Genomic DNA, 20,334 nt, shown 5'->3' with positions numbered 1-20,334 from the left:
GAGAAAATGGCTGCTTCATTAAATGAAATCAAGCAACGAATTGCCTCAACAAAGAAAACCAGCCAAATCACAAAGGCCATGCAAATGGTTTCAGCTGCAAAATTAACAAAATCTGAAGCTCATTCGAAACAGTTTCAAGTGTATGCCAACAAAGTACGTGAAATCGTTACGCATTTGACTGCGCAGCAGCTTTCCGATCTTGCAGGTTCTGGTCCTAAAGATGGTGTGAACTATAACAGTATGTTGGTTAGTCGTCCGGTCAAACGCACAGGCTATATCGTCATCACTTCTGATGGCGGTCTAGTGGGCGGCTATAATAGTTCCATCTTAAAACAAATGATGACCATGCTGGATGAAGACCATGCAAAAGAAGAAGAGTATGTCATGATTGCCATTGGTGCAACTGGCGCTGACTTTTTCAAAGCACGGGGCATCAATTTGGCGTACGAGTTAAGAAACCTTTCGGATCAACCAAGCTTTGATGAGGTACGTAAAATCGTAACCTTGGCAACCACGATGTACCAAAACGAGGTCTTCGATGAATTATACGTGTGTTATAACCATCACATCAATTCATTGACTAGCCAATTTCGTGTGGAGAAAATGTTGCCGATATCCGATTTAGATCCTGAAGAAGCCGAAAGTTATGAACAAGAATACTTGTTTGAACCTTCCAGAGAAGCGATTTTGAATCAATTACTGCCTCAATACGCTGAAAGCTTGATTTATGGTGCGATTGTTGACGCAAAAACAGCCGAGCATGCTGCCGGAATGACAGCGATGAAAACAGCAACAGATAATGCCAAAAATATTATTGGGGACTTGACGATCTCATACAACCGAGCGCGCCAAGGAGCGATCACCCAAGAAATTACTGAAATTGTGGCGGGGGCATCCGCGTTAGAATAGTTTCAAGAACGAATGGAGGAATACGAATGAGTTCAGGCAAGATTGTTCAAGTCATTGGTCCCGTTGTTGACGTGGAATTCTCTCTAGACCAATCATTACCAGATATCAACAATGCGTTGATTGTTTACAAAAAAGATGAGCAGAAAACAAAAGTTGTGTTAGAAGCTGCCCTAGAACTTGGCGACGGCGTTATCCGTACGATTGCCATGGAATCAACAGATGGCTTACAACGAGGAATGGAAGTAATCGATACAGGCGCTTCCATCTCTGTTCCAGTTGGGACAGAAACATTAGGACGGGTATTTAATGTCCTAGGCGATACCATCGATTTAGAAGCACCATTTCCTGAAGAGGCACCCCGCAGTGGGATTCACAAAAAAGCACCTGACTTTGATGAATTGTCAACAAGTACGGAGATCCTTGAAACTGGGATCAAAGTCATTGATTTGTTAGCTCCTTATTTAAAAGGGGGGAAAGTTGGACTTTTCGGTGGTGCCGGTGTTGGTAAAACCGTCTTGATCCAAGAATTGATCCACAACATCGCCCAAGAGCATGGTGGGATCTCTGTCTTCACAGGTGTTGGTGAACGGACACGTGAAGGAAATGACCTTTATAATGAAATGAAAGAATCTGGCGTTATCGAAAAAACAGCCATGGTGTTTGGACAAATGAATGAACCACCAGGTGCCCGGATGCGGGTAGCCTTGACTGGTTTGACATTAGCCGAGTACTTCCGTGATGTGGAAGGACAAGACGTGCTCTTGTTTATCGATAATATCTTCCGCTTCACTCAAGCAGGTTCTGAAGTATCTGCCTTACTAGGTCGGATGCCGTCGGCCGTTGGGTATCAGCCAACATTAGCAACTGAGATGGGGCAATTACAAGAACGGATCACATCGACGAAAAAAGGTTCCGTTACGTCTATTCAAGCCATCTATGTCCCTGCCGATGACTATACAGACCCAGCACCTGCGACTGCTTTTGCCCATTTGGATGCAACAACCAACTTGGAACGTAAATTGACCGAACAAGGGATCTATCCTGCCGTTGATCCACTGGCGTCTTCTTCTAGTGCGTTAGCACCTGAAATCGTTGGTGAAAAACATTATGAAGTAGCGACTGAAGTACAGCATGCGTTGCAACGTTATCGGGAATTACAAGACATCATCGCCATCTTAGGGATGGATGAACTGTCTGATGATGAAAAAACCTTAGTTGCCCGCGCACGCCGCATTCAATTCTTCTTGTCACAAAACTTCCACGTAGCGGAACAGTTTACGGGACAACCTGGTTCTTATGTGCCAGTTGAAGAAACCATCAAAGGATTTGCAGAGATTCTTGAAGGAAAATATGATGATCTTCCAGAAGAAGCCTTCCGTAGTGTTGGACGAATTGAAGATGTCATTGAAAAAGCGAAAAAAATTGGCTATTAATTAACCAGCCTTGAAGAAAGAGGGGAACCTCATGGATCAATTTTTAACAGTCAATGTGGTGACACCTGCTGGTTTGGTTTACGATCATCACGCGAAAATCGTGGTTGCACGTACGACAGATGGTGAGATCGGTATTTTGCCGCACCATGCCCCAATCATCGTTCCATTGACGATTGATGAAGTCCGGGTCAAACGTATCGATTCAGATACCCATGTCGACTGGGTCGCTGTCAACGGCGGTATATTAGAAGTGCGAGATAATGTTGTCTCGATCGTAGCCGATAGTGCGGAACGTGATCGTGACATCGACGTTTCACGTGCAGAAAGAGCAAAACAGCGTGCAGAACGCCAAATCGAAGAAGCCAAACAAGTCGAGGATATCGACCAGCTTCGGCGCGCAACGGTTGCTTTGCACCGCGCCATCAATCGAATCAACGTGTCAAAACATTCCTAAAAAACAAGGGCATCTTGCCTTTGTTTTTTTGTTTCTTCAAGAAAACGTTTTAAAAACTTTTTAAAGTCTTTTCATGAAGGTTTCAAGAAAGATTATTTTTTATCTTGACATCTTTGTGGTATGATAGGAATGTTCAATTATGAAAAAAGGAGCAGGAAGTATGCAAGTGTATGGAATTGATGCAATCATTCGAATCGTGAGTCATTTAGCGTTCATCTATTTAGCATTTTGGGCATTGCAATCTGTGCGGATCGATGCTTTTTTTAAATCCTTACGAACGACTCAGATACGAATGGTAATGGTGTTTCTTGCGATTGCATTAGGCTACACCGCCAGTACTTTTTTCCTTGAGTTGATTGCGCTATGTCGTAATTTATTTTTAACAGGTTTTTAAGAATTTCATTAATATATGCAAAAACACCGAATATTATGCTATAATTGGCAAGATTTGTGTGAGTCACTGCATTATTTGGAGGGAACATAAATGGAAGAGATGATCGTTCAAGGTGGTAATCGATTAACTGGAACAGTGAAGATCGAAGGGGCAAAAAATGCTGTTCTACCTATCTTAGCGGCAAGCTTATTAGCGGAAGAAGGAACAACGACATTAACAAATGTACCGATCCTTTCCGATGTATTAACAATGAAAGAAGTGATTCGGCATTTAAATGTCGCAATCGATTTTGAAGAAGAAAACAACACAATGACGATCGATGCGTCACAAGAATTAGCAATCGAAGCACCGTATGAGTATGTGAGCCAAATGCGCGCTTCAATCGTAGTCATGGGGCCTTTGTTAGCCCGTAATGGACATGCCAAAGTGGCAATGCCTGGCGGCTGTGCAATCGGCAAACGACCAATTGATTTACATTTGAAGGGATTTCAAGCACTAGGCGCGCAAATCATCCAAAAAGATGGATACATAGAAGCGATCGCCGATGAGTTAAAAGGCAATAGCATTTACTTGGATTTCCCAAGTGTCGGCGCAACGCAAAATATCATGATGGCTGCCGTAAAAGCTAAAGGCATCACCATCATCGAAAACGTCGCTCGTGAGCCAGAAATCGTTGATTTAGCAAACATTTTGAATAAAATGGGTGCCAAGGTCTTTGGTGCAGGAACCGAAACGATGCGTATTGAAGGTGTCGAACACCTGCATGCAGTAGATCATTCGATCGTGCAAGACCGTATCGAAGCAGGAACCTTTATGGTTGCAGCAGCGATGACTCAAGGAGACGTTATTATTAAAGATGCGATCTCAGAGCACAATCGTCCATTGATTTCAAAATTGATCGAAATGGGTGCAGAAGTGACTGAAGTCGCTGAAGGGATTCGTGTGGTCGGACCAGAACGCTTGAAAGCGACTGATGTAAAAACGATGCCACATCCAGGTTTTCCTACGGACATGCAAGCGCAAATGTCTGCTATTCAATTATTAGCGCAAGGAACGAGTGTTGTGAATGAAACGGTATTTGAGAATCGTTTCCAACATTTAGAAGAAATGCGTCGCATGAATGCCCATGTAAAAATTGACGGCAACGTTGCAGTGATCGAAGGCGGTCATGAATTACAAGGTGCGCTGGTCTATGCGACAGATTTACGTGCCGCAGCAGCGTTGATTTTATTAGGTTTGCGTTCAACGGGACGGACGCGTGTTCGCAATCTAAAATATTTGGATCGCGGCTACTACAAATTCCACGAAAAATTGCAACAATTAGGGGCATCTGTTGAACGAGTTTCTGACGCAGTAGAAGAAGTCGTACCAGTTAACGCCTAATAGGAGTAGGAGAGAAAAAAAGTGAAGTTGAACCGTTATATTTTAACTAGCTTGATAAAAATTCTAATCGTCATTTTATTAGCTATTTTATTGTTCCTAGCAGGAACGATGATTGGTTATGGAGTGATCGGTGACGGCAGTCCTTTTAAAGTATTCTCTCCAAGTCTTTGGAATCATATCTTTGAGTTTATGAAATAAACCATAACTAGGACTTCCGCCACGTGCTGAGTCCTAGTTTTTTCTATCTATCTTTACTGAATCGTACGCTAAAAAGAAAGGCTGGCAAGGAATGAGTAAACTTTTGATCGGCTTTGTTCGTTTCTATCAACGTTTTATTTCCCCATTATTTCCTCCTAGCTGTCGTTATTATCCGACTTGCTCAGGATACATGATCCAAGCCATCCAAGTCCATGGAGCAGCCAAAGGAGGCTTGATGGGGGTAGCTCGTATCTTACGCTGCCATCCCTTTGTAAAAGGCGGAATAGATTACGTACCCCAGACGTTTACTTTAAAACGAAATACGAAAGACAAAGTCAAACCAACGTACCGTTATCGGAAAAGTTAAAAGGAATCAACAGAAATATAAAAAAGGAGCCAAAAAGCCATGATTCGTCCAATCGCCCCTAATGAAGCGTATCCTTGGGCGTTGCTGCTGGATGCAGATCCTGATAAAGCAGTCGTAGAAAGCTATCTATATAATAGCCAAACACTTGTTTATGAAGAAGCTGGAGAAATGATTGGTGTGCTAGTTTATCAAAATCAAGGCAAGAACTGGGAGATCATGAATGTGGCCGTTTCGCCAGAAAAGCAAGGAATGGGCATCGGTCGTCAATTGCTGCAAGCCGCCGAAGAAGCGATCCTTAGTCAGCACCTCGGGGCAAAACGGCCGATCGTAGTGATCAAAACTGGTAGTCTGCCCTCTGCAGCCTTGACTTTGTACCAAAAGCAAGGCTATGTTGAAAAAGAGTGGGTGAAGAATTATTTCACCACCCACTATGTCGAACCGATTTTTGAGAATGGGCAGCAGCTGTTCGATCAAGTGATTTTAGAAAAACAACTCTAATGGATGAAGAGACAGTCTAAGTGAATGAGACTGTTTTTTTCTTGTCCTCGGAAATCGCTTTCTTCAAGTGCCGACTTGCGGTAAAATAGACAGTATCAGAATAATAAAGGATTGAGGGAAAAAAATGGCGATTTTAGTCTTTGATATGGGTGGTTCAGCAGTAAAATATGGCGTCTGGGCACAAGATTCTTTGGTGAGTAAAGGGAAATTCACTACTCCAAATACTTGGGAGGAAATGAAAGCACAGCTGCAGCAAGTGAGGGCAAGCGTAGATGAAGAGATTGAAGGCGTTGGAATCAGTGCGCCAGGTGCGGTCAATGCCCAAGAACGGCGGATCGACGGCATTAGTGCGATCCCTTATATCCATGGGTTTGATATTTACTCAGAACTCGAAGCAGCGTTTGGGGTACCCGTAACCATCGAAAATGATGCCAATTGCGCTGGGATGGCTGAATTTTATCAAGGAGCGGGCAAAGAGTATCAGCAAGCAGCCTTCGTTGTGATCGGAACAGGCGTTGGCGGTACCTTGTTTCAAAATGGTGAGCTAGTCCGTGGGGCACATTTATACGGTGGCGAATTTGGGTTGATGATCCTAGATCAAGGCAAAACATTTTCGCAACTAGGGACAGCGGTTCAGATGGCCTGGCGGTATTGTGATCGGATCGGAGTGGATCGAACGACGATTACCGGTGAAGAGGTCTTTCAACGTGCAGAAGATGGCGATGCCATTGCGATCGAGGAAGTCAATAAATTTTACAACTATTTAGCACAAGGACTGTTCAGTATTCAGTTTGCTTTTGATCCTGAAGTGATCATTATCGGCGGTGGTGTCAGTGCCAAAAAAGGCTTGTTAGAAGAAGTTGACCAGCGCTTGAAAAAAATGTTGGCGGATCAAGCATTAAATGATTTCGTCCCACTGATCAAGCTATGTGACTATCGCAATGATGCCAATTTAGTTGGGGCGGCGGCAAATTTTCAAGCATTGTATCCACGAAATAGCCGCTAACATGAAGATGTAATGTTTTCAAACGTCCGTTTGAAGAAAAAAGTATCAAATAAAAGCGTATCGGCAGCAAGCAAAGGGGAAAAACCTTTGCTTGCTTTTCTTTTTATCCGAAAATTAGAAAAGCGATTCCATTGTTGCTGGATCAATGTTTTAAAAGTACCATTTTTTATCGGCGAAAAAAATAAATTCTGAATAGGTGAAATATTCTGATAATTCGTTGACATTTCCTAGATTTTTCAGTATATTGGATAACATATTCAGGGGAAGTAAAGGAGAGGAAAATTATGAAAAAGAAATTTGCATTTTTGTTTGCGAGTTTGTTTTTATTGACAGCTTGTAGTGCAGGACCAACAGGTGGACCAACGGATAGCAGTGGTGCTGCTGAAGGTGGCAATAAACAAGAGGGAGATACCATTAAGATTGGTGCCAACTTAGAGTTGTCTGGAGCAGTTGCTGCTTATGGGACGGCTGAAAAAGAGGGGATCGACTTGGCAGTCGAAGAAATCAATGCTGCCGGCGGCGTTCTTGGAAAACAAATTGAAATCATTTCGAAAGATAACAAATCAGATAACAATGAAGCTGCGACAGTAGCAGCCAACTTAGCAACCAATGATAAAGTCGTTGCCATTATTGGACCAGCAACTTCAGGTGCCACAAAGGCGGCTTTACCGAATGTGACGAGAGCCCAAGTACCGATGGTCACTCCATCAGGTACCGATGATGCGATTACTTACACCAGTGGAAAAGTCCAAGAATTTGCGTTCCGTTCTTGTTTCCAAGATAGCTTCCAAGGAACAATCTTGGCAAAATATGCAGCAGAAAATTTGGATGCTTCAAAAGCCGTAATCTTGGGTGATAACTCAAGTGACTACGCAATTGGTTTGACGGAAGCATTTAAAGAAAGCTACCCAGGCGAAATCGTCTTAGAGGATAACTTTACCGAAGGCGACAAAGATTTCCAAGCAGTTCTTACAAGAATCAAAGATGTCGACTTCGATGTCTTGTTCATTCCAGGCTACTACACAGAAGCTGGTTTGATCATCAAGCAAGCGCGAGAATTAGGAATTGATCAAGCAATCATTGGGGCGGATGGATTCGGTGATGAAAAAATGGTTCAAACAGCTGGTGCAGAAAATGTCAGCAATGTTTACTATACAGGTCACTTCTCTACCAAAGCACCAGCAAACGACAAAGTTGAGCCGTTTGTGGCAGCTTTCAATGAAAAATATGGCAAAGAGCCTTCTGCTTTTAATGCATTAGCCTATGATGCCGTTTATATGATCAAACAAGCGATCGAAGATCAAAACTCAGCAGATTCATTGGCGATCGCAGCTGGTTTGTCTGAACTGAAAGACTTTGTCGGTGTGACCGGTGAAATCACGATGGATGAAAATCATAACCCTGAAAAATCAGCAGTTGTTTTAGGATTGACTGACGGGAAAGAAACCTCAGCAGATACTGTGGAACCTTAAAAAACCCGCAGTTGTTTGGCAGTGAAAACTGGGACAGACCTGATGTGTTTGTCTCAGTTTCTTTTCTCTAAAAGAATGACCATAATAAATGATATTGGAAGTGAGTATATGGAAATGATGATCCAACAATTGATCAACGGCTTGTTTCTAGGCAGTATCTATGCCTTGTTAGCGTTGGGTTATACGATGGTGTATGGCATCATCAAGTTGATCAACTTCGCCCACGGAGAAGTTTACATGATCGGTAGTTTTATCGGTTACTTTTTGATCAATCAATGGCAATTAGGGTTTTTCCCCGCGTTGTTCATTTCAATGATCGCCAGTGCAGCTCTTGGGGTAACGATCGAATTTTTAGCGTATCGTCCCTTACGCAATTCCACGCGAATTTCGGCACTGATCACGGCAATCGGGGTTTCTTATTTTTTGCAAAATGTCATGATCTTTTTCTTTTCAGCCAATGTGCGCCCCTTTCCGCAAGCGATTGAACGACAAACTTATTCCATCGGGTTTGTTCAAGTAAGTAATGTCCAGTTATTGATCTTGGCTGTTTCGGTTACCTTAATGATTCTCTTGCAATTGATCGTGAAAAAGACCCGTATGGGAAAAGCGATGCGGGCAGTAAGTGTTGATGCAGATGCAGCGCGTTTGATGGGGATCAATGTCAATCGAACGATTTCCTTTACCTTTGCCTTAGGCTCGGCTTTGGCTGCAGCTGGCGGGATGCTGATCGGTTTGTATTATAATTCCATTGATCCATCAATGGGCGTCGTTCCTGGTCTGAAATCTTTTGTTGCAGCGGTTCTTGGCGGGATCGGGATCATTCCTGGAGCAGCCTTAGGTGGCTTTGTGATCGGTTTGGTGGAAACAGCAGCGACAGCGCTTGGTTTTTCTGATTATAAGGATGCTTTAGTGTATGTCATTTTAATAATTATATTGTTGGTTCGTCCAGCTGGGATCCTCGGCAAAAATATCAAAGAGAAAGTGTAGGTGGCAGAAATGAAAAAGAATTTACGTTACAACTTAATCTGGCTCGCTCTGGCAGCTATTCTTTATTTTGGATTATTTGCAGCCTACAATGGCGGAATGATCAATTTGTTCTCTGATGCCATCATCGTCAATATCGGAATCAATATCATCTTGGCAGTCAGTTTGAATCTGATCATCGGCTTTTCAGGGCAATTTTCCTTAGGACATGCTGGATTTATGGCAATCGGTGCTTATGCTGGCGCGATCCTGTCGGCAAGCAATCCAACCTTTGGCGGCTTTTTAACTGGTTTACTGGTGGGGATGCTGGTTTCAGGTGCAGTCGCATTAGTGGTTGGGATTCCGACCCTCCGTTTAAAAGGCGACTATCTAGCGATCGCTACCTTAGGTGTGGCAGAGATCATTCGGATCTTGTTGGTGAACCTACGAGGCTTGACCAATGGTCCTGCTGGAATTTTCGGATTGCCCCAATTCAGTAATTGGCAGATCGTCTTTCTCTTTGCCGTTTTATCGATTCTTGTCGTGTCAAACTTTATCCATAGCGGACCAGGTCGGGCGACTTTAGCGATTCGGGAAGATGAGATCGCTGCAGAATCAATGGGGGTCAACACAACGAAATACAAGGTAATTGCGTTTGTAATGGGGGCAGTGATGGCAAGCATTGCTGGTACCCTTTATGCCAGCTATCAGCAGTCGGTTTTCCCACGAGATTACGGTTTTATGAAATCGATCGATGTATTGATCATCGTCGTTTTTGGAGGGCTTGGGAGTACCACAGGAGCAGTTGTTTCGGCAGTAGTGCTAGGAATCTTAAATATGTACTTGCAAGGCTTCTCTGATTTGCGCATGATCATTTATGCATTGGCTTTGATCATCATCATGATCTTTAAACCAAGCGGACTTTTAGGGACATGGGAATTCTCCGTAAAAGGACTGCTGGATAAATTTAGAAAAAAGGGGGATGACAACGATGCCTCTATTAGAAGTTAAAAGCTTAACGAAAAACTTTGGCGGTTTAGCTGCTGTTTCTCATGTAGACCTCCATTTAGATACCAATGAGCTGGTCGGATTGATTGGACCAAACGGTGCTGGCAAGACAACGCTCTTTAATCTCCTGACAGGTGTGTATGAACCTAGTGAAGGGGAAGTGCTTTTTGAGACCCAAGGGAAGCCAAAACGTTTAAATGGCGTGAAGCCCTATAAAATTGCGGATTTAGGTCTTTCAAGAACCTTCCAAAACATTCGCTTGTTTAAAAATTTGACTGTGATGGACAACGTCTTGATTGCTATGAACAGTAAGCATAAAGAAGGACTGCTGACTAGCATCCTGCGTTTGCCAAAGTACTACAAAAACGAAGCGTCCATGAAGAAAAAAGCCTTAGAGCTGTTACGGATCTTTGATATGGATGGCAAAAGTCAAACGTTAGCGAAAAATTTGCCTTATGGCGAGCAGCGTCGGTTAGAGATCGTACGCGCATTGGCTACAGAACCAAAAATTCTGTTTCTTGACGAGCCGGCTGCGGGGATGAATCCTCAAGAAACAACAGAACTGACAAAGTTGATCTATAAGATCCAAAAAGATTTTCAATTGACGATCCTCTTGATTGAGCATGATATGAGTTTGGTCATGGAAGTGTGCGAACGGATCTATGTGCTGGAATACGGCCAAGTCATCGCCCACGGTGAACCAGAAGAGATCAAAAACAATCCTCGGGTGATCGAAGCTTATCTAGGAGGGGAAATCTGATGCTGGAAATTCAAAATTTAAGTGTACACTACGGCATGATCCAAGCGGTCCATGATGTTTCCTTCCACGTCAATCAAGGGGAGATCGTTTCACTGATTGGTGCCAATGGTGCAGGGAAAACCACGATTTTAAGGACGATTTCTGGATTGATCCGCCCCTCAAATGGCTCAGTCACTTTTGAAGGAAAACGAATTGAGAAAGAAGCACCGCAAAAAATCGTCGCAAACGGCTTGTCGCAAGTGCCAGAAGGGCGGCACGTCTTTTCAGGATTGACGGTTCAAGAAAACTTAGAGATGGGCGCCTTCTTGCGTAAAGACAGTGGTGTCAAAGAAGACTATGAACAAGTTTACCGCAAGTTTCCTGTATTGAAAGAACGCCTCTCGCAAGATGCGTCGACATTATCTGGCGGTGAGCAGCAGATGTTGGCAATGGGGCGGGCATTGATGTCAAAACCGCGCTTGCTTTTGCTGGATGAGCCCTCGATGGGCTTGGCACCGATTTTTATCAAAGAAATTTTTTCAATCATTCAAGAAATCAAGCAGCAAGGAACGACTGTGCTGCTGATTGAACAAAATGCAAAAATGGCTTTATCGATTGCCGATCGCGGCTATGTATTAGAAACGGGGAAAATCGTTTTAGAAGGTACTGGAGAAGAATTACTAGCAAGTGATGAAGTAAGAAAAGCGTATCTAGGAGGCTAAACAATGAGTGTAAGTGATTTTATGACGAAGACGGTCGTCACCGTCGATTCGCAGACACCGATCTTTGATGCAGTAGATTTAATGAAGCAGCACGATATCCACCGTCTGCCCGTCGTTGACGATGGTAAATTAGTAGGGTTGATCACAGAAGGAACGATCGCTGAAGCAACTCCCTCAAAAGCGACAAGCTTAAGCGTTTATGAAATGAACTATCTCTTAAATAAAACGACTGTCGCTGATATCATGTTGAAAAAAGTGACCACGATTGAACCAGATGCACTATTAGAGGACGCCATTTCCGTCATGCGTAGTGAAAACGTGGGGGTTTTACCAGTCATGGATGATGATACCCTAGTGGGAATCATTACCAACAATGATATTTTCGATGCCTTTTTGAAAATCACTGGCTACCATGATGGTGGAACCCGAGTGTCCATCGAGATCACGGATGACCATGTAGGCGTGTTAGCAGACGTGACCAAGCTGCTTGCCGATCATCAGATGAGTATTTTGACCATCGTAGTCAATCGGATGGCGCTAAAAACGATTGTTGAGATCCAAGTAGAGTCGCGCCAAGTCGCAGCGATTGAGAAAATCTTAAGCGATGCGGGGTATACCGTAACCAGTGCTGTCTTGACGAACCAGAAATGAGACAAAGCAGCAAAAGTAGTCGATCGTAACGATTGACTACTTTTTTTCGTTCCAGATGAGATTTTCTTTTTCTTTTGCTGGTTTTCTGTTAAAATAGGAAGGTGCTGTAAAGAAAGAGGTGCAATCATGTCTAAGAAAAATAAAGATATCGAAGTCCGTATTGAAGAAACAACGAAAGCCATTCATGGCAAAGACTATACCGTCAATGAATTATTTATTGGTAAAAAACGTATCGGTGAGATTTTAACGACTGGACCGAAAGAATTTCAAAGCTTTTTAGGGGATGAAGATCTAGGTTCAAGCAGAAGTTTAGAAGCTGCGATCGAGATGATTATTCGCCAATGGAATTTACATGAATAATTTCTAGAAAAATTTACTTTTTGCTCTTGCAATTTGTTATCTTTTTCGGTATTATAACTATTGTCAGGTTTGAGAAAAACCTTTTGGAGGAGTAGCGAAGTGGCTAAACGCGACGGACTGTAAATCCGTTCCTTAGGGTTCAGTGGTTCGAATCCACTCTCCTCCACCATTATTGGGGTATAGCCAAGCGGTAAGGCAACGGACTTTGACTCCGTCATGCGTTGGTTCGAATCCAGCTACCCCAGTCAGATGAATACGCAGAAAAAAACAGCAAGTAGTTTTGCTGTTTTTTTTCGTTATTTAACCATTATTTTTTTGGTTTGAGGAAGGGCTATAAGTTGAAGATTTTTTTTATTTGCGATACGCTAGTAGTAAAGCATTCGGGAGATGAAAACACATGAAATTTAAACTGAATCTAAAAGAAAAAGTAACGGAAGTTGCAGAGCATGTCTATGACGTTGTCAAAAAGGAAGACTATGCGATTCGTGTGGCTCCAAAAGGAATCAAAGTAACTAAACAGCGTAAGACAAAAGACACGATCAAATGGCGCGCAAAAAATCATTGATTAAAGGGCAATCAGCATGAGAGAAACTGCATATAGGCAGTTTCTTTTTTTATTCCTCAATTTCAATCCCCAAGACAGTTAGGTGACCGTTTGCCACTAGTTTGATGACGAGTTTTGCTAAATGGTCGGCGTGCATCGTTGTTTCTGCCGTTAGCCACCAATGCAGCGTGCCAACAAATATTGAGGTCATATAATCAATGATGAAGTCTAAGGGCACTTCAAGATCGCCTTCTGTAATCTTCAAGGTTGAAAAGATCTCTTGATACCGTTCCGTTAAAATCAGCCCCAGTTTTTTACGAATGATCTCAATGGCAGAGGCATCCATGATCGTCAAATAAAAAGAGCGATTCTTTTGAATGTGTAAAAAAAGTTCGGTCATGGCCGCTTCGATTTTACGGATCTTGATTCGATTGCCTTGAACGAAATCTTCAAAGTCAAGGATCGAGGTAAAAGATTCGACGGCCAAGTCAAATATTTTTTCATACAAGTCTTGCTTGTCTTTGTAATGGGCATAGAAGGTCGCGCGGTTGATCATGGCTTCGTCTGCGATATTTTGGACAGTCACTTGCTCGAAGCCTTTTTCTTCAACTAAGCGAATAAAGGCTTCAATAATGTACTTATTGGTTCGTTTGACACGTAAATCCAATTTTTTCATATTGTGAATTTCCTTTCAAAATAAACGACAAAAAACGTCTAATTGTTGTTTATCCCACACCTTCGTTGGAATTGTTTGTTGAATTATCAATTAAAAGAATTACAATGAACATAAGTATTATAACAAACGGCTTGTTAGATAATCAACAAAGTGTTGTTTAGATGGAGGCAACAAATGAAAAAATATAAGGCGGGCATCGATGTCGGTTCAACAACGGTCAAGATGGTTCTGTTAGATGAACGCAATCAAACGTGTTTTTCAAGGTATGAACGACACTATGCAGACATCCAAAAGGCAGCGGAAAAAATTATTAAAGAAGCGCAAGCAGTAATCCAAGATCAGCCAGTTGCGCTGGCGATTACCGGATCAGGCGGAATGGGGCTGGCAGAAGTTTTGCGGATCCCTTTTGTCCAAGAGGTCATCGCTTGTACCAAAACAGTCGAGACAGTGATCCCAGAAACGGATGTGGCGATCGAATTAGGCGGTGAAGATGCGAAGATCACCTTTTTTGAAGGTGCGTTGGAGCAGCGGATGAATGGCAGTTGTGCCGGTGGGACCGGTGCGTTTATTGATCAGATGGCGGTTTTATTGAAAACGGATGCCAATGGGGTCAATGAGCTAGCCAAGGGATACCAAACCCTTTATCCGATTGCCTCACGCTGCGGGGTCTTTGCCAAAACTGATGTGCAGCCGCTGATCAATGAAGGAGCGGCAAAAGCGGACATTGCTGCGAGTATTTTTCAAGCGGTGGTCAATCAAACGATTGCTGGCTTAGCAGCTGGTCGTAAAATCAAAGGCAAGGTAGCCTTCTTAGGCGGTCCACTGACGTTTATGTCGGAATTGCGTCAACGATTTATCGATACGTTGAACCTGCAAGAAGCAGATATCATTTTTCCCGAGAATCCAGAACTGTTTGTGGCGATGGGGGCTGCACTGTATGCAGAAGAAGCGCAGCAGCTTTCTGTACTATGCGACCGCTTAGCCAATGAAGAAGACGGCACACTTGCGCCAACAGATACGCTAGATCCTTTATTCAAGGACGAAGCAGAACTGGCTGCTTTTCGTGCCCGCCATGCCCAAGCGGTTGCTACAGAAAAACCTTTGTCGGAGCATAAAGGTGCTGCTTATTTGGGTATCGATGCTGGATCAACGACAACGAAAGTCGTCTTGATCAATGATGCAGGGGATTTGTTGTTTTCTTTTTATGGCAACAATGAAGGCGAGCCGTTAGCGACAACGATGGCGGTTTTACAAGAGCTTTATCGTCAGATGCCTTCTGACGTTTACATCGCAAAGTCAACGATCACAGGGTACGGTGAGCATCTGATCAAACATGCACTGAAGGTCGATATCGGTGAAGTCGAAACGATGGCCCATTACAAAGCTGCTGAACATTTCCAGCCAGGGGTTGATTTTATCTTGGACATTGGTGGGCAAGACATGAAGGCGATGACAGTCAAAGACGGTGCACTTTCTTCGATTCAGCTAAATGAAGCCTGTTCGTCAGGATGCGGCTCGTTCATTGAGACCTTTGCCAAATCTATGAATCAGGATGTCAAAGAATTTGCGCTGGCAGCGACAAAAGCCCAAGCGCCGGTTGACCTGGGTTCGCGTTGTACCGTCTTTATGAACTCAAAAGTCAAACAGGTCCAAAAAGAAGGAGCCTCTGTTGGCGACATTTCGGCTGGCTTGTCTTACTCGGTCATAAAGAATGCTATCTATAAAGTGATCAAGGTTCGGCGCCCCGAAGATCTTGGCGAGAAAATCGTCTGCCAAGGAGGGACTTTCTATAATGAAGCGGTTCTGCGCGCCTTTGAATTGATCAGCGGCCGTGAAGTCGTACGACCATCGATCGCTGGCTTGATGGGCGCTTATGGGGCGGCGTTGATCGCGTTAGAAGAAGCGGCGATCGACGATGTCAGTACGTTGTTGTCTCCTGCAGAAATGGCCGATTTTCAAGCAGAAAAAGAATTTACAAATTGCGGTCTTTGCGAAAACAATTGTTTATTAACCGTGACCCTCTTTTCGGATGGTCGAAAGTTCATTACGGGGAATCGCTGCGAACGTGGTGCGCGGATCAAAATCAAAAAAGAAGACCGCAAAGTCAATCTCGTGGATGAAAAATACCGCCGCTTGTTCAAGTACCGTTCTTTGCGTAAAAAAGATGCCCTCCATGGGGAAATCGGCTTACCAAGAGTGTTGAATCTTTATGAAAATTATCCGCTATGGCATACCTTTTTCACCCAGTTAGGGTTTCGGGTAACCTTGTCGCCGCGTTCTAATAAAGAACTATATGAGCAAGGGATCGAAACGATTCCTAGCGATACCGTTTGTTACCCAGCCAAACTAGCCCATGGACACATCCAAGCACTGATCGATCAAAACATACCGTTGATCTTTTATCCAGGAGTCATTTTTGAGCGAGTAGAGAACACTGCCGCTGAAAATCATTTTAACTGTCCAATCGTACAAAGCTATCCAGAAGTGATTCGTAATAACGTCGATGCGATTCGTGAAGGGGCGGTTGACTACCGCTGTCCATTTTTAAATCTGGCAGATGAAGCCTCAATGGTCAAAACCTTAATGGGGACGTTTCAAGATTTTGGTTTTTCTGAAGACGAAATTGCCCAAGCGCTGCGCAGCGGCTTCGAGGAACTAGATCAGTTCAAAGCAGATATTGCGCAACGGGGAGAAGAAACGCTGCGAATGCTGATGACGACCAACCAAAAAGGGATCGTTTTATCTGGAAGACCGTATCATTTGGACCCTGAAATCAACCATGGGATAGCGGAAGTCATTACCCAAGAAGGCTTTCATGTACTGACCGAGGACAGTATTGCTCATTTAGCAAATGTCGGCGATCTGCGGGTCGTGGATCAATGGGTCTATCATTCACGGTTGTATGCGGCTGCTCGAGTGGTGGCGAAAAACAAGCAGTTGGAATTGGTTCAATTAAACTCCTTCGGCTGCGGGATCGATGCAGTGACCACCGATCAAGTCGAAGAGATCATGGCGCAATATGGCAAGCTGTATACGGTGTTGAAAATCGATGAGGGTGCAAACCTTGGGGCGATTCGGATTCGGTTGCGTTCCTTGAAAGCAGCAGTCAACGAACGGGATAAACAGCACTTTGTTCCTAAAAAGCAATACGAGGAACCAGCAAAGATTATTTTTACCAAAGAAATGCGCAAGCAGCACACGCTCTTATTGCCGATGTTGAGTCCCATCCACCAAAGCGGATTAGTAGATGTCGCTTTGCAGGCTTCCGGGTATCAAGTGGTCTGTCTGCCCAGTGAAGATCGAGAAGCAGTCAATGTCGGTTTGCGCTTTGTCAATAACGATGCCTGCTACCCGGCCATCATTTCCATTGGACAGCTGGTAGAAGCGTTACAAAGCGGGGAATATGACGTCGAAAACACCAGCGTATTGATGACCCAGACGGGCGGTGGGTGTCGCGCAACGAACTATATTCCCTTGTTACGTAAAGCATTGAACGATGCAGGATTTCCGCAAGTACCGGTGGTATCTATTTCGATGGGGAATACTGGTGTTGAATCAAATCCGGGCTTTCGCTTTACCTTGCCGATGATGAAACGCTTGGCGGTGGCATTTTTATACGGGGATCTCTTTGAACGAGTCGTTTATCGCACCCGTCCATATGAGCAAGAAGCAGGGGCTGTCGATCGGCTCCACCAAGAATGGCTGGAAAAAATTGCCAAAAATGTCCGCAATGGCTCCTTCAGCCTCTTTAATCGCAATATGAAGAAAATCATTCAAGACTTTGATCAAGTGCCGATAAGAGATATCAAGAAGCCGCGTGTCGGTGTCGTGGGAGAGATTTTAGTGAAGTATTCACCGACTGCCAATAATGATGTCGTTCGCCTGTTAGAAGCAGAAGGAGCGGAAGCGGTCGTACCAGATATTGTCGGCTTCATGAATTATTCCCTCTACAATCAAATTTGGCGCTACGAGCATTTGGGGATGGCGAAGAAAAGCAAAATGATCGCTGATTTTGCGATCATGGCGATTGAACGGCTCCAAAAACCAATGGATAAAGCGTTGCGGGCGTCAACGCGCTTTGAGGGCATTCATTCGATCCATCAGCTTGCCGAGCAAGCGAGCGAGATTGTTTCCATCGGCAATCATACGGGAGAAGGCTGGTTCTTGACCGGTGAGATGATCGATCTGTTGGAAAATAATGTCAACAATATCATTTGTCTGCAACCATTTGGCTGTCTGCCTAACCATGTAGTAGGAAAAGGCGTCATGAAAGAGCTGCGTCGCCAGTACCCACAGGCGAACATTGCAGCGATTGATTACGATCCAGGTGTCTCGATCGTCAATCAACTGAATCGCATTCGCTTGCTCATGGCAACTGCCAATAAAGCGCTGGCTGAATAAATTCCCAAGCCAGCGACCGAACCAATTTAAAAGCAAAGAGACTGCTCTTGTTTGGAAAATTTGTGATAACTTCTTTTTCTGCCTATAAAATGGGGAAAGAGTTCGCACAAATGGAGAAAAACTGAGCAGTTTTTGCTTTTTTTATTAGCTATTTAGGTATATACCAGTTATAATAGGAGGGGAACGGAGGAATGTGTAGTGGTGGAAAAATTACCTGTTTATATCCAGATTCATGATCAAATCAAAGCCAATATCGAAAACAATACATACAAAATAGGGGATCGTCTGCCTTCAGAACGGGAGTTGTCAAAACAATTCGGCGTGAGTCGCATGACGTTGCGGCAAGCGATCCAAACCTTAGCGGATGAGGGGATTCTTGAGCGCAAAATCGGTTCTGGCACTTATGTGGCTCGCCAAAAAGTACAGGAGAAAATGACGGGCACGACGAGTTTTACCGAAATTATGAATTCTCTTGGTCGTAAGCCTTCCAGCAAAGCGGTCGCTTATTTCTTGACTGCACCTAGCTCCAGTGAGATGGAAAAGCTGCAATTAGAAGGACACGAAACGATTTTACGGATGGAGCGGATTCGGTATGCGGATGATGTGCCGATCTGTTTTGAAGTAGCGAGTATCCCTGAAAAGTTTATTCATGACTTTAGCAAGGAGGAGATCATCTCTTCCCTCTATAAAGTGTTGGAAGAAAAAGGACAGCGGAAAATCGGCGGCGCTTCGCAAACGATCTCAGCTATGGTCGCTTCCGAGCAAATTGCTGATTATTTACAAATCAAACGCGGCGATGCGATTTTACGTATGCGGCAAATCACTTCATTTGAAGATGGGCAACCATTTGAATATGTGCGCACCCAATATGTCGGCAATCGTTTCGAATTTTATATGGAAAAATAAGCTGCCTGAGACGGCTGGAAACAAAAAAGACGCGAAAAAGCCGAAAGGACACTGCGAGCATACGTGCTGTTGCTCCGCATCGGTCAATTCGGTTTTTCAACGATTGGACGTTCCTGCATTCGCTGCAGCAAGCGGCATTAGAGTCCGTGCTTTGAGGAAAAGAGCAAACCTGACAGGTGCTTGTCCTGCATAGTTACTCGGTTGGCTCCTCGATGAGGCGCTCTACATATTCGGTCTTGCCTTTGTTTAGCTGCACTTGCCCTTGCAACAAATCAATCAAAGCGGCTTCTTGGTCGGTAAGCGTTGCTTCAGGAATCATTAAGGTAACAACGATTTTCTCGGTATAAGCAATGTCTTTTACGTAGATGTTCTGCAGTTCTAAATAGTTTTGCAGCTTACCTAAAAGGGGATAATCAATGGTCAATGCAAGCTCTTGATGCAAAACGCCTTCGACGATTCCCACCGCCTTGATGCCAGCGGAAGCTGAACTGGAATAAGCGCGGATCAATCCGCCAGCGCCAAGTTTCGTTCCACCGAAGTAGCGGGTAACGACAGCGACCATATTGATCAAGTCATTTTTCTTCAATACTTCTAAAATCGGTACTCCAGCGGTGCCGCTAGGTTCACCATCATCACTGCTGCGTTGGATCTCATGGTTTTCACCCAATACATAGGCGCTGCAATGATGATTCGCCTTCCAATGTTCTTTTTTGAGGGCTTGTATAAACGCTTTGGCTTCATCTTCTGATTGGATTCGTTTTAACGAACAGATGAAACGCGATTTTTTGATTTCTATTTCCGTTTCTCCATCTTGTCGGATCGTTCGATAAGTCACGCGTACGATCGCCTCCTTTATGTTTCTAGTATAGGCAATCGGAAGGAAAGTTACAAATAGAAGAAAGAAAAAGGCACCAACACAGACCTGAAAAAGAGGAGGCAGTTGCTTTGGGTAGACGCAAAAAGTACGATACGATCACGCACTATTTAAAAAACAACGGCGGTTCACAAATTACGTTAACCTTTACCCAGTTTGATGAATTTCTTTTCCCAGCATCTGGCTTGCCCAAAAGTGCCCGCACGAGTACGGATTGGTGGGCAAATGATTACCGACATCCTGAAAACGGGGCCTATGCGTGGCTGAATGCCGGCTATGAGGTAGTCCACGTCAATTTAAAAAAAGAGTATGTCGTTTTTAACCGTTTAGTAAAATCAAACTGGCTGCTGGATAGAAAGCGTTGACAAATTTCAAA

The 20,334-nt window shown here is 43.9% G+C and carries 22 protein-coding genes and 2 tRNA genes; 22 read left to right on the top strand and 2 right to left on the bottom strand.

Features of this window, described 5'->3' with window-relative positions:
* Positions 1 to 6 precede the first annotated feature (6 nt).
* The 19 genes from IGI72_RS13710 (at position 7) to IGI72_RS13620 (ending at position 13,122) form a co-directional block, all read left to right on the top strand.
* Positions 7 to 909: a F0F1 ATP synthase subunit gamma gene (locus tag IGI72_RS13710; RefSeq protein WP_005228710.1), complete on the top strand. Its 903-nt coding sequence runs from the start codon at positions 7 to 9 to the stop codon at positions 907 to 909.
* Positions 910 to 935: 26 nt separating this feature from the next.
* Positions 936 to 2,342 (top strand): F0F1 ATP synthase subunit beta, encoded by a 1,407-nt coding sequence (gene atpD, locus IGI72_RS13705; RefSeq protein ID WP_005231864.1) that lies wholly within the window; start codon positions 936 to 938, stop codon positions 2,340 to 2,342.
* 31 nt (positions 2,343 to 2,373) lie between these two features.
* Positions 2,374 to 2,796 (top strand): F0F1 ATP synthase subunit epsilon, encoded by a 423-nt coding sequence (locus tag IGI72_RS13700; RefSeq protein WP_005228716.1) that lies wholly within the window; start codon positions 2,374 to 2,376, stop codon positions 2,794 to 2,796.
* 160 nt (positions 2,797 to 2,956) lie between these two features.
* On the top strand, positions 2,957 to 3,190 hold the full coding sequence (locus IGI72_RS13695; protein ID WP_438755102.1) for a DUF1146 family protein: 234 nt from the start codon (positions 2,957 to 2,959) through the stop codon (positions 3,188 to 3,190).
* A 90-nt stretch (positions 3,191 to 3,280) separates the two neighbouring features.
* Complete coding sequence (gene murA, locus IGI72_RS13690) at positions 3,281 to 4,573, top strand: UDP-N-acetylglucosamine 1-carboxyvinyltransferase (RefSeq protein ID WP_016608772.1); 1,293 nt, start codon at positions 3,281 to 3,283, stop codon at positions 4,571 to 4,573.
* Between the two features lie 21 nt (positions 4,574 to 4,594).
* Positions 4,595 to 4,771 (top strand): DNA-directed RNA polymerase subunit beta, encoded by a 177-nt coding sequence (locus tag IGI72_RS13685; RefSeq protein ID WP_005228723.1) that lies wholly within the window; start codon positions 4,595 to 4,597, stop codon positions 4,769 to 4,771.
* A 91-nt stretch (positions 4,772 to 4,862) separates the two neighbouring features.
* Positions 4,863 to 5,138, top strand: coding sequence for a membrane protein insertion efficiency factor YidD (gene yidD / locus IGI72_RS13680; RefSeq protein ID WP_016608771.1), 276 nt, complete (start codon positions 4,863 to 4,865; stop codon positions 5,136 to 5,138).
* Positions 5,139 to 5,177: 39 nt separating this feature from the next.
* Positions 5,178 to 5,636: a GNAT family N-acetyltransferase gene (locus IGI72_RS13675; protein ID WP_438754584.1), complete on the top strand. Its 459-nt coding sequence runs from the start codon at positions 5,178 to 5,180 to the stop codon at positions 5,634 to 5,636.
* A 124-nt stretch (positions 5,637 to 5,760) separates the two neighbouring features.
* Positions 5,761 to 6,642, top strand: coding sequence for an ROK family protein (locus tag IGI72_RS13670; RefSeq protein ID WP_005228730.1), 882 nt, complete (start codon positions 5,761 to 5,763; stop codon positions 6,640 to 6,642).
* A gap of 284 nt (positions 6,643 to 6,926) precedes the next feature.
* Positions 6,927 to 8,114 carry an ABC transporter substrate-binding protein gene (locus IGI72_RS13665; protein ID WP_010749790.1) on the top strand — a complete coding sequence of 396 codons (1,188 nt, stop codon included), beginning with the start codon at positions 6,927 to 6,929 and terminating at the stop codon, positions 8,112 to 8,114.
* Between the two features lie 108 nt (positions 8,115 to 8,222).
* Positions 8,223 to 9,101: a branched-chain amino acid ABC transporter permease gene (locus IGI72_RS13660; protein WP_005228742.1), complete on the top strand. Its 879-nt coding sequence runs from the start codon at positions 8,223 to 8,225 to the stop codon at positions 9,099 to 9,101.
* A 9-nt stretch (positions 9,102 to 9,110) separates the two neighbouring features.
* The gene (locus tag IGI72_RS13655; protein WP_005228744.1) at positions 9,111 to 10,088 is read left to right on the top strand and encodes a branched-chain amino acid ABC transporter permease; all 978 of its coding nucleotides are present in this window, start codon (positions 9,111 to 9,113) and stop codon (positions 10,086 to 10,088) included.
* Positions 10,069 to 10,845 (top strand): ABC transporter ATP-binding protein, encoded by a 777-nt coding sequence (locus IGI72_RS13650; RefSeq protein ID WP_015510179.1) that lies wholly within the window; start codon positions 10,069 to 10,071, stop codon positions 10,843 to 10,845. The genes IGI72_RS13655 and IGI72_RS13650 overlap by 20 nt, the downstream gene beginning before the upstream one ends.
* On the top strand, positions 10,845 to 11,546 hold the full coding sequence (locus tag IGI72_RS13645) for an ABC transporter ATP-binding protein (RefSeq protein WP_015510178.1): 702 nt from the start codon (positions 10,845 to 10,847) through the stop codon (positions 11,544 to 11,546). The genes IGI72_RS13650 and IGI72_RS13645 overlap by 1 nt, the downstream gene beginning before the upstream one ends.
* A gap of 3 nt (positions 11,547 to 11,549) precedes the next feature.
* A complete protein-coding gene (locus IGI72_RS13640; protein WP_010749788.1) occupies positions 11,550 to 12,197 on the top strand; it encodes a CBS and ACT domain-containing protein in 648 nt (215 codons plus the stop codon).
* 126 nt (positions 12,198 to 12,323) lie between these two features.
* Positions 12,324 to 12,557: a DUF2969 domain-containing protein gene (locus IGI72_RS13635; protein ID WP_005228752.1), complete on the top strand. Its 234-nt coding sequence runs from the start codon at positions 12,324 to 12,326 to the stop codon at positions 12,555 to 12,557.
* A gap of 85 nt (positions 12,558 to 12,642) precedes the next feature.
* Positions 12,643 to 12,726, top strand: a tRNA-Tyr gene (locus IGI72_RS13630).
* 4 nt (positions 12,727 to 12,730) lie between these two features.
* A tRNA-Gln gene (locus IGI72_RS13625) sits at positions 12,731 to 12,802 on the top strand.
* Between the two features lie 152 nt (positions 12,803 to 12,954).
* Positions 12,955 to 13,122 carry a hypothetical protein gene (locus IGI72_RS13620; RefSeq protein WP_005228760.1) on the top strand — a complete coding sequence of 56 codons (168 nt, stop codon included), beginning with the start codon at positions 12,955 to 12,957 and terminating at the stop codon, positions 13,120 to 13,122.
* A 49-nt stretch (positions 13,123 to 13,171) separates the two neighbouring features.
* Here the strand turns inward: IGI72_RS13620 and IGI72_RS13615 are convergent, their stop codons facing one another.
* Positions 13,172 to 13,777, bottom strand: coding sequence for a TetR/AcrR family transcriptional regulator (locus IGI72_RS13615; protein ID WP_005228762.1), 606 nt, complete (start codon positions 13,775 to 13,777; stop codon positions 13,172 to 13,174).
* Positions 13,778 to 13,951: 174 nt separating this feature from the next.
* On the opposite strand from IGI72_RS13615, the gene IGI72_RS13610 reads away from it, so the two are divergent.
* Together IGI72_RS13610 and IGI72_RS13605 are read left to right on the top strand one after the other, a co-directional pair.
* A complete protein-coding gene (locus IGI72_RS13610; protein WP_284590989.1) occupies positions 13,952 to 18,178 on the top strand; it encodes a 2-hydroxyacyl-CoA dehydratase in 4,227 nt (1,408 codons plus the stop codon).
* Between the two features lie 198 nt (positions 18,179 to 18,376).
* On the top strand, positions 18,377 to 19,084 hold the full coding sequence (locus IGI72_RS13605; RefSeq protein ID WP_005228765.1) for a GntR family transcriptional regulator: 708 nt from the start codon (positions 18,377 to 18,379) through the stop codon (positions 19,082 to 19,084).
* A 193-nt stretch (positions 19,085 to 19,277) separates the two neighbouring features.
* On the opposite strand, the gene IGI72_RS13600 is transcribed toward IGI72_RS13605, so the two are convergent.
* Positions 19,278 to 19,919 (bottom strand): YigZ family protein, encoded by a 642-nt coding sequence (locus tag IGI72_RS13600; RefSeq protein WP_128487832.1) that lies wholly within the window; start codon positions 19,917 to 19,919, stop codon positions 19,278 to 19,280.
* Between the two features lie 110 nt (positions 19,920 to 20,029).
* Here IGI72_RS13600 and IGI72_RS13595 point away from each other — a divergent pair, with 110 nt between their 5' ends.
* The gene (locus tag IGI72_RS13595; RefSeq protein WP_010749784.1) at positions 20,030 to 20,323 is read left to right on the top strand and encodes a DUF7662 domain-containing protein; all 294 of its coding nucleotides are present in this window, start codon (positions 20,030 to 20,032) and stop codon (positions 20,321 to 20,323) included.
* Positions 20,324 to 20,334 lie beyond the last annotated feature (11 nt).

Source organism: Enterococcus sp. DIV1059_2 (assembly GCF_051713685.1).
Lineage (GTDB): Bacteria > Bacillota > Bacilli > Lactobacillales > Enterococcaceae > Enterococcus_D > Enterococcus_D casseliflavus.
This window is presented reverse-complemented; position numbering and strand designations above follow the sequence as displayed.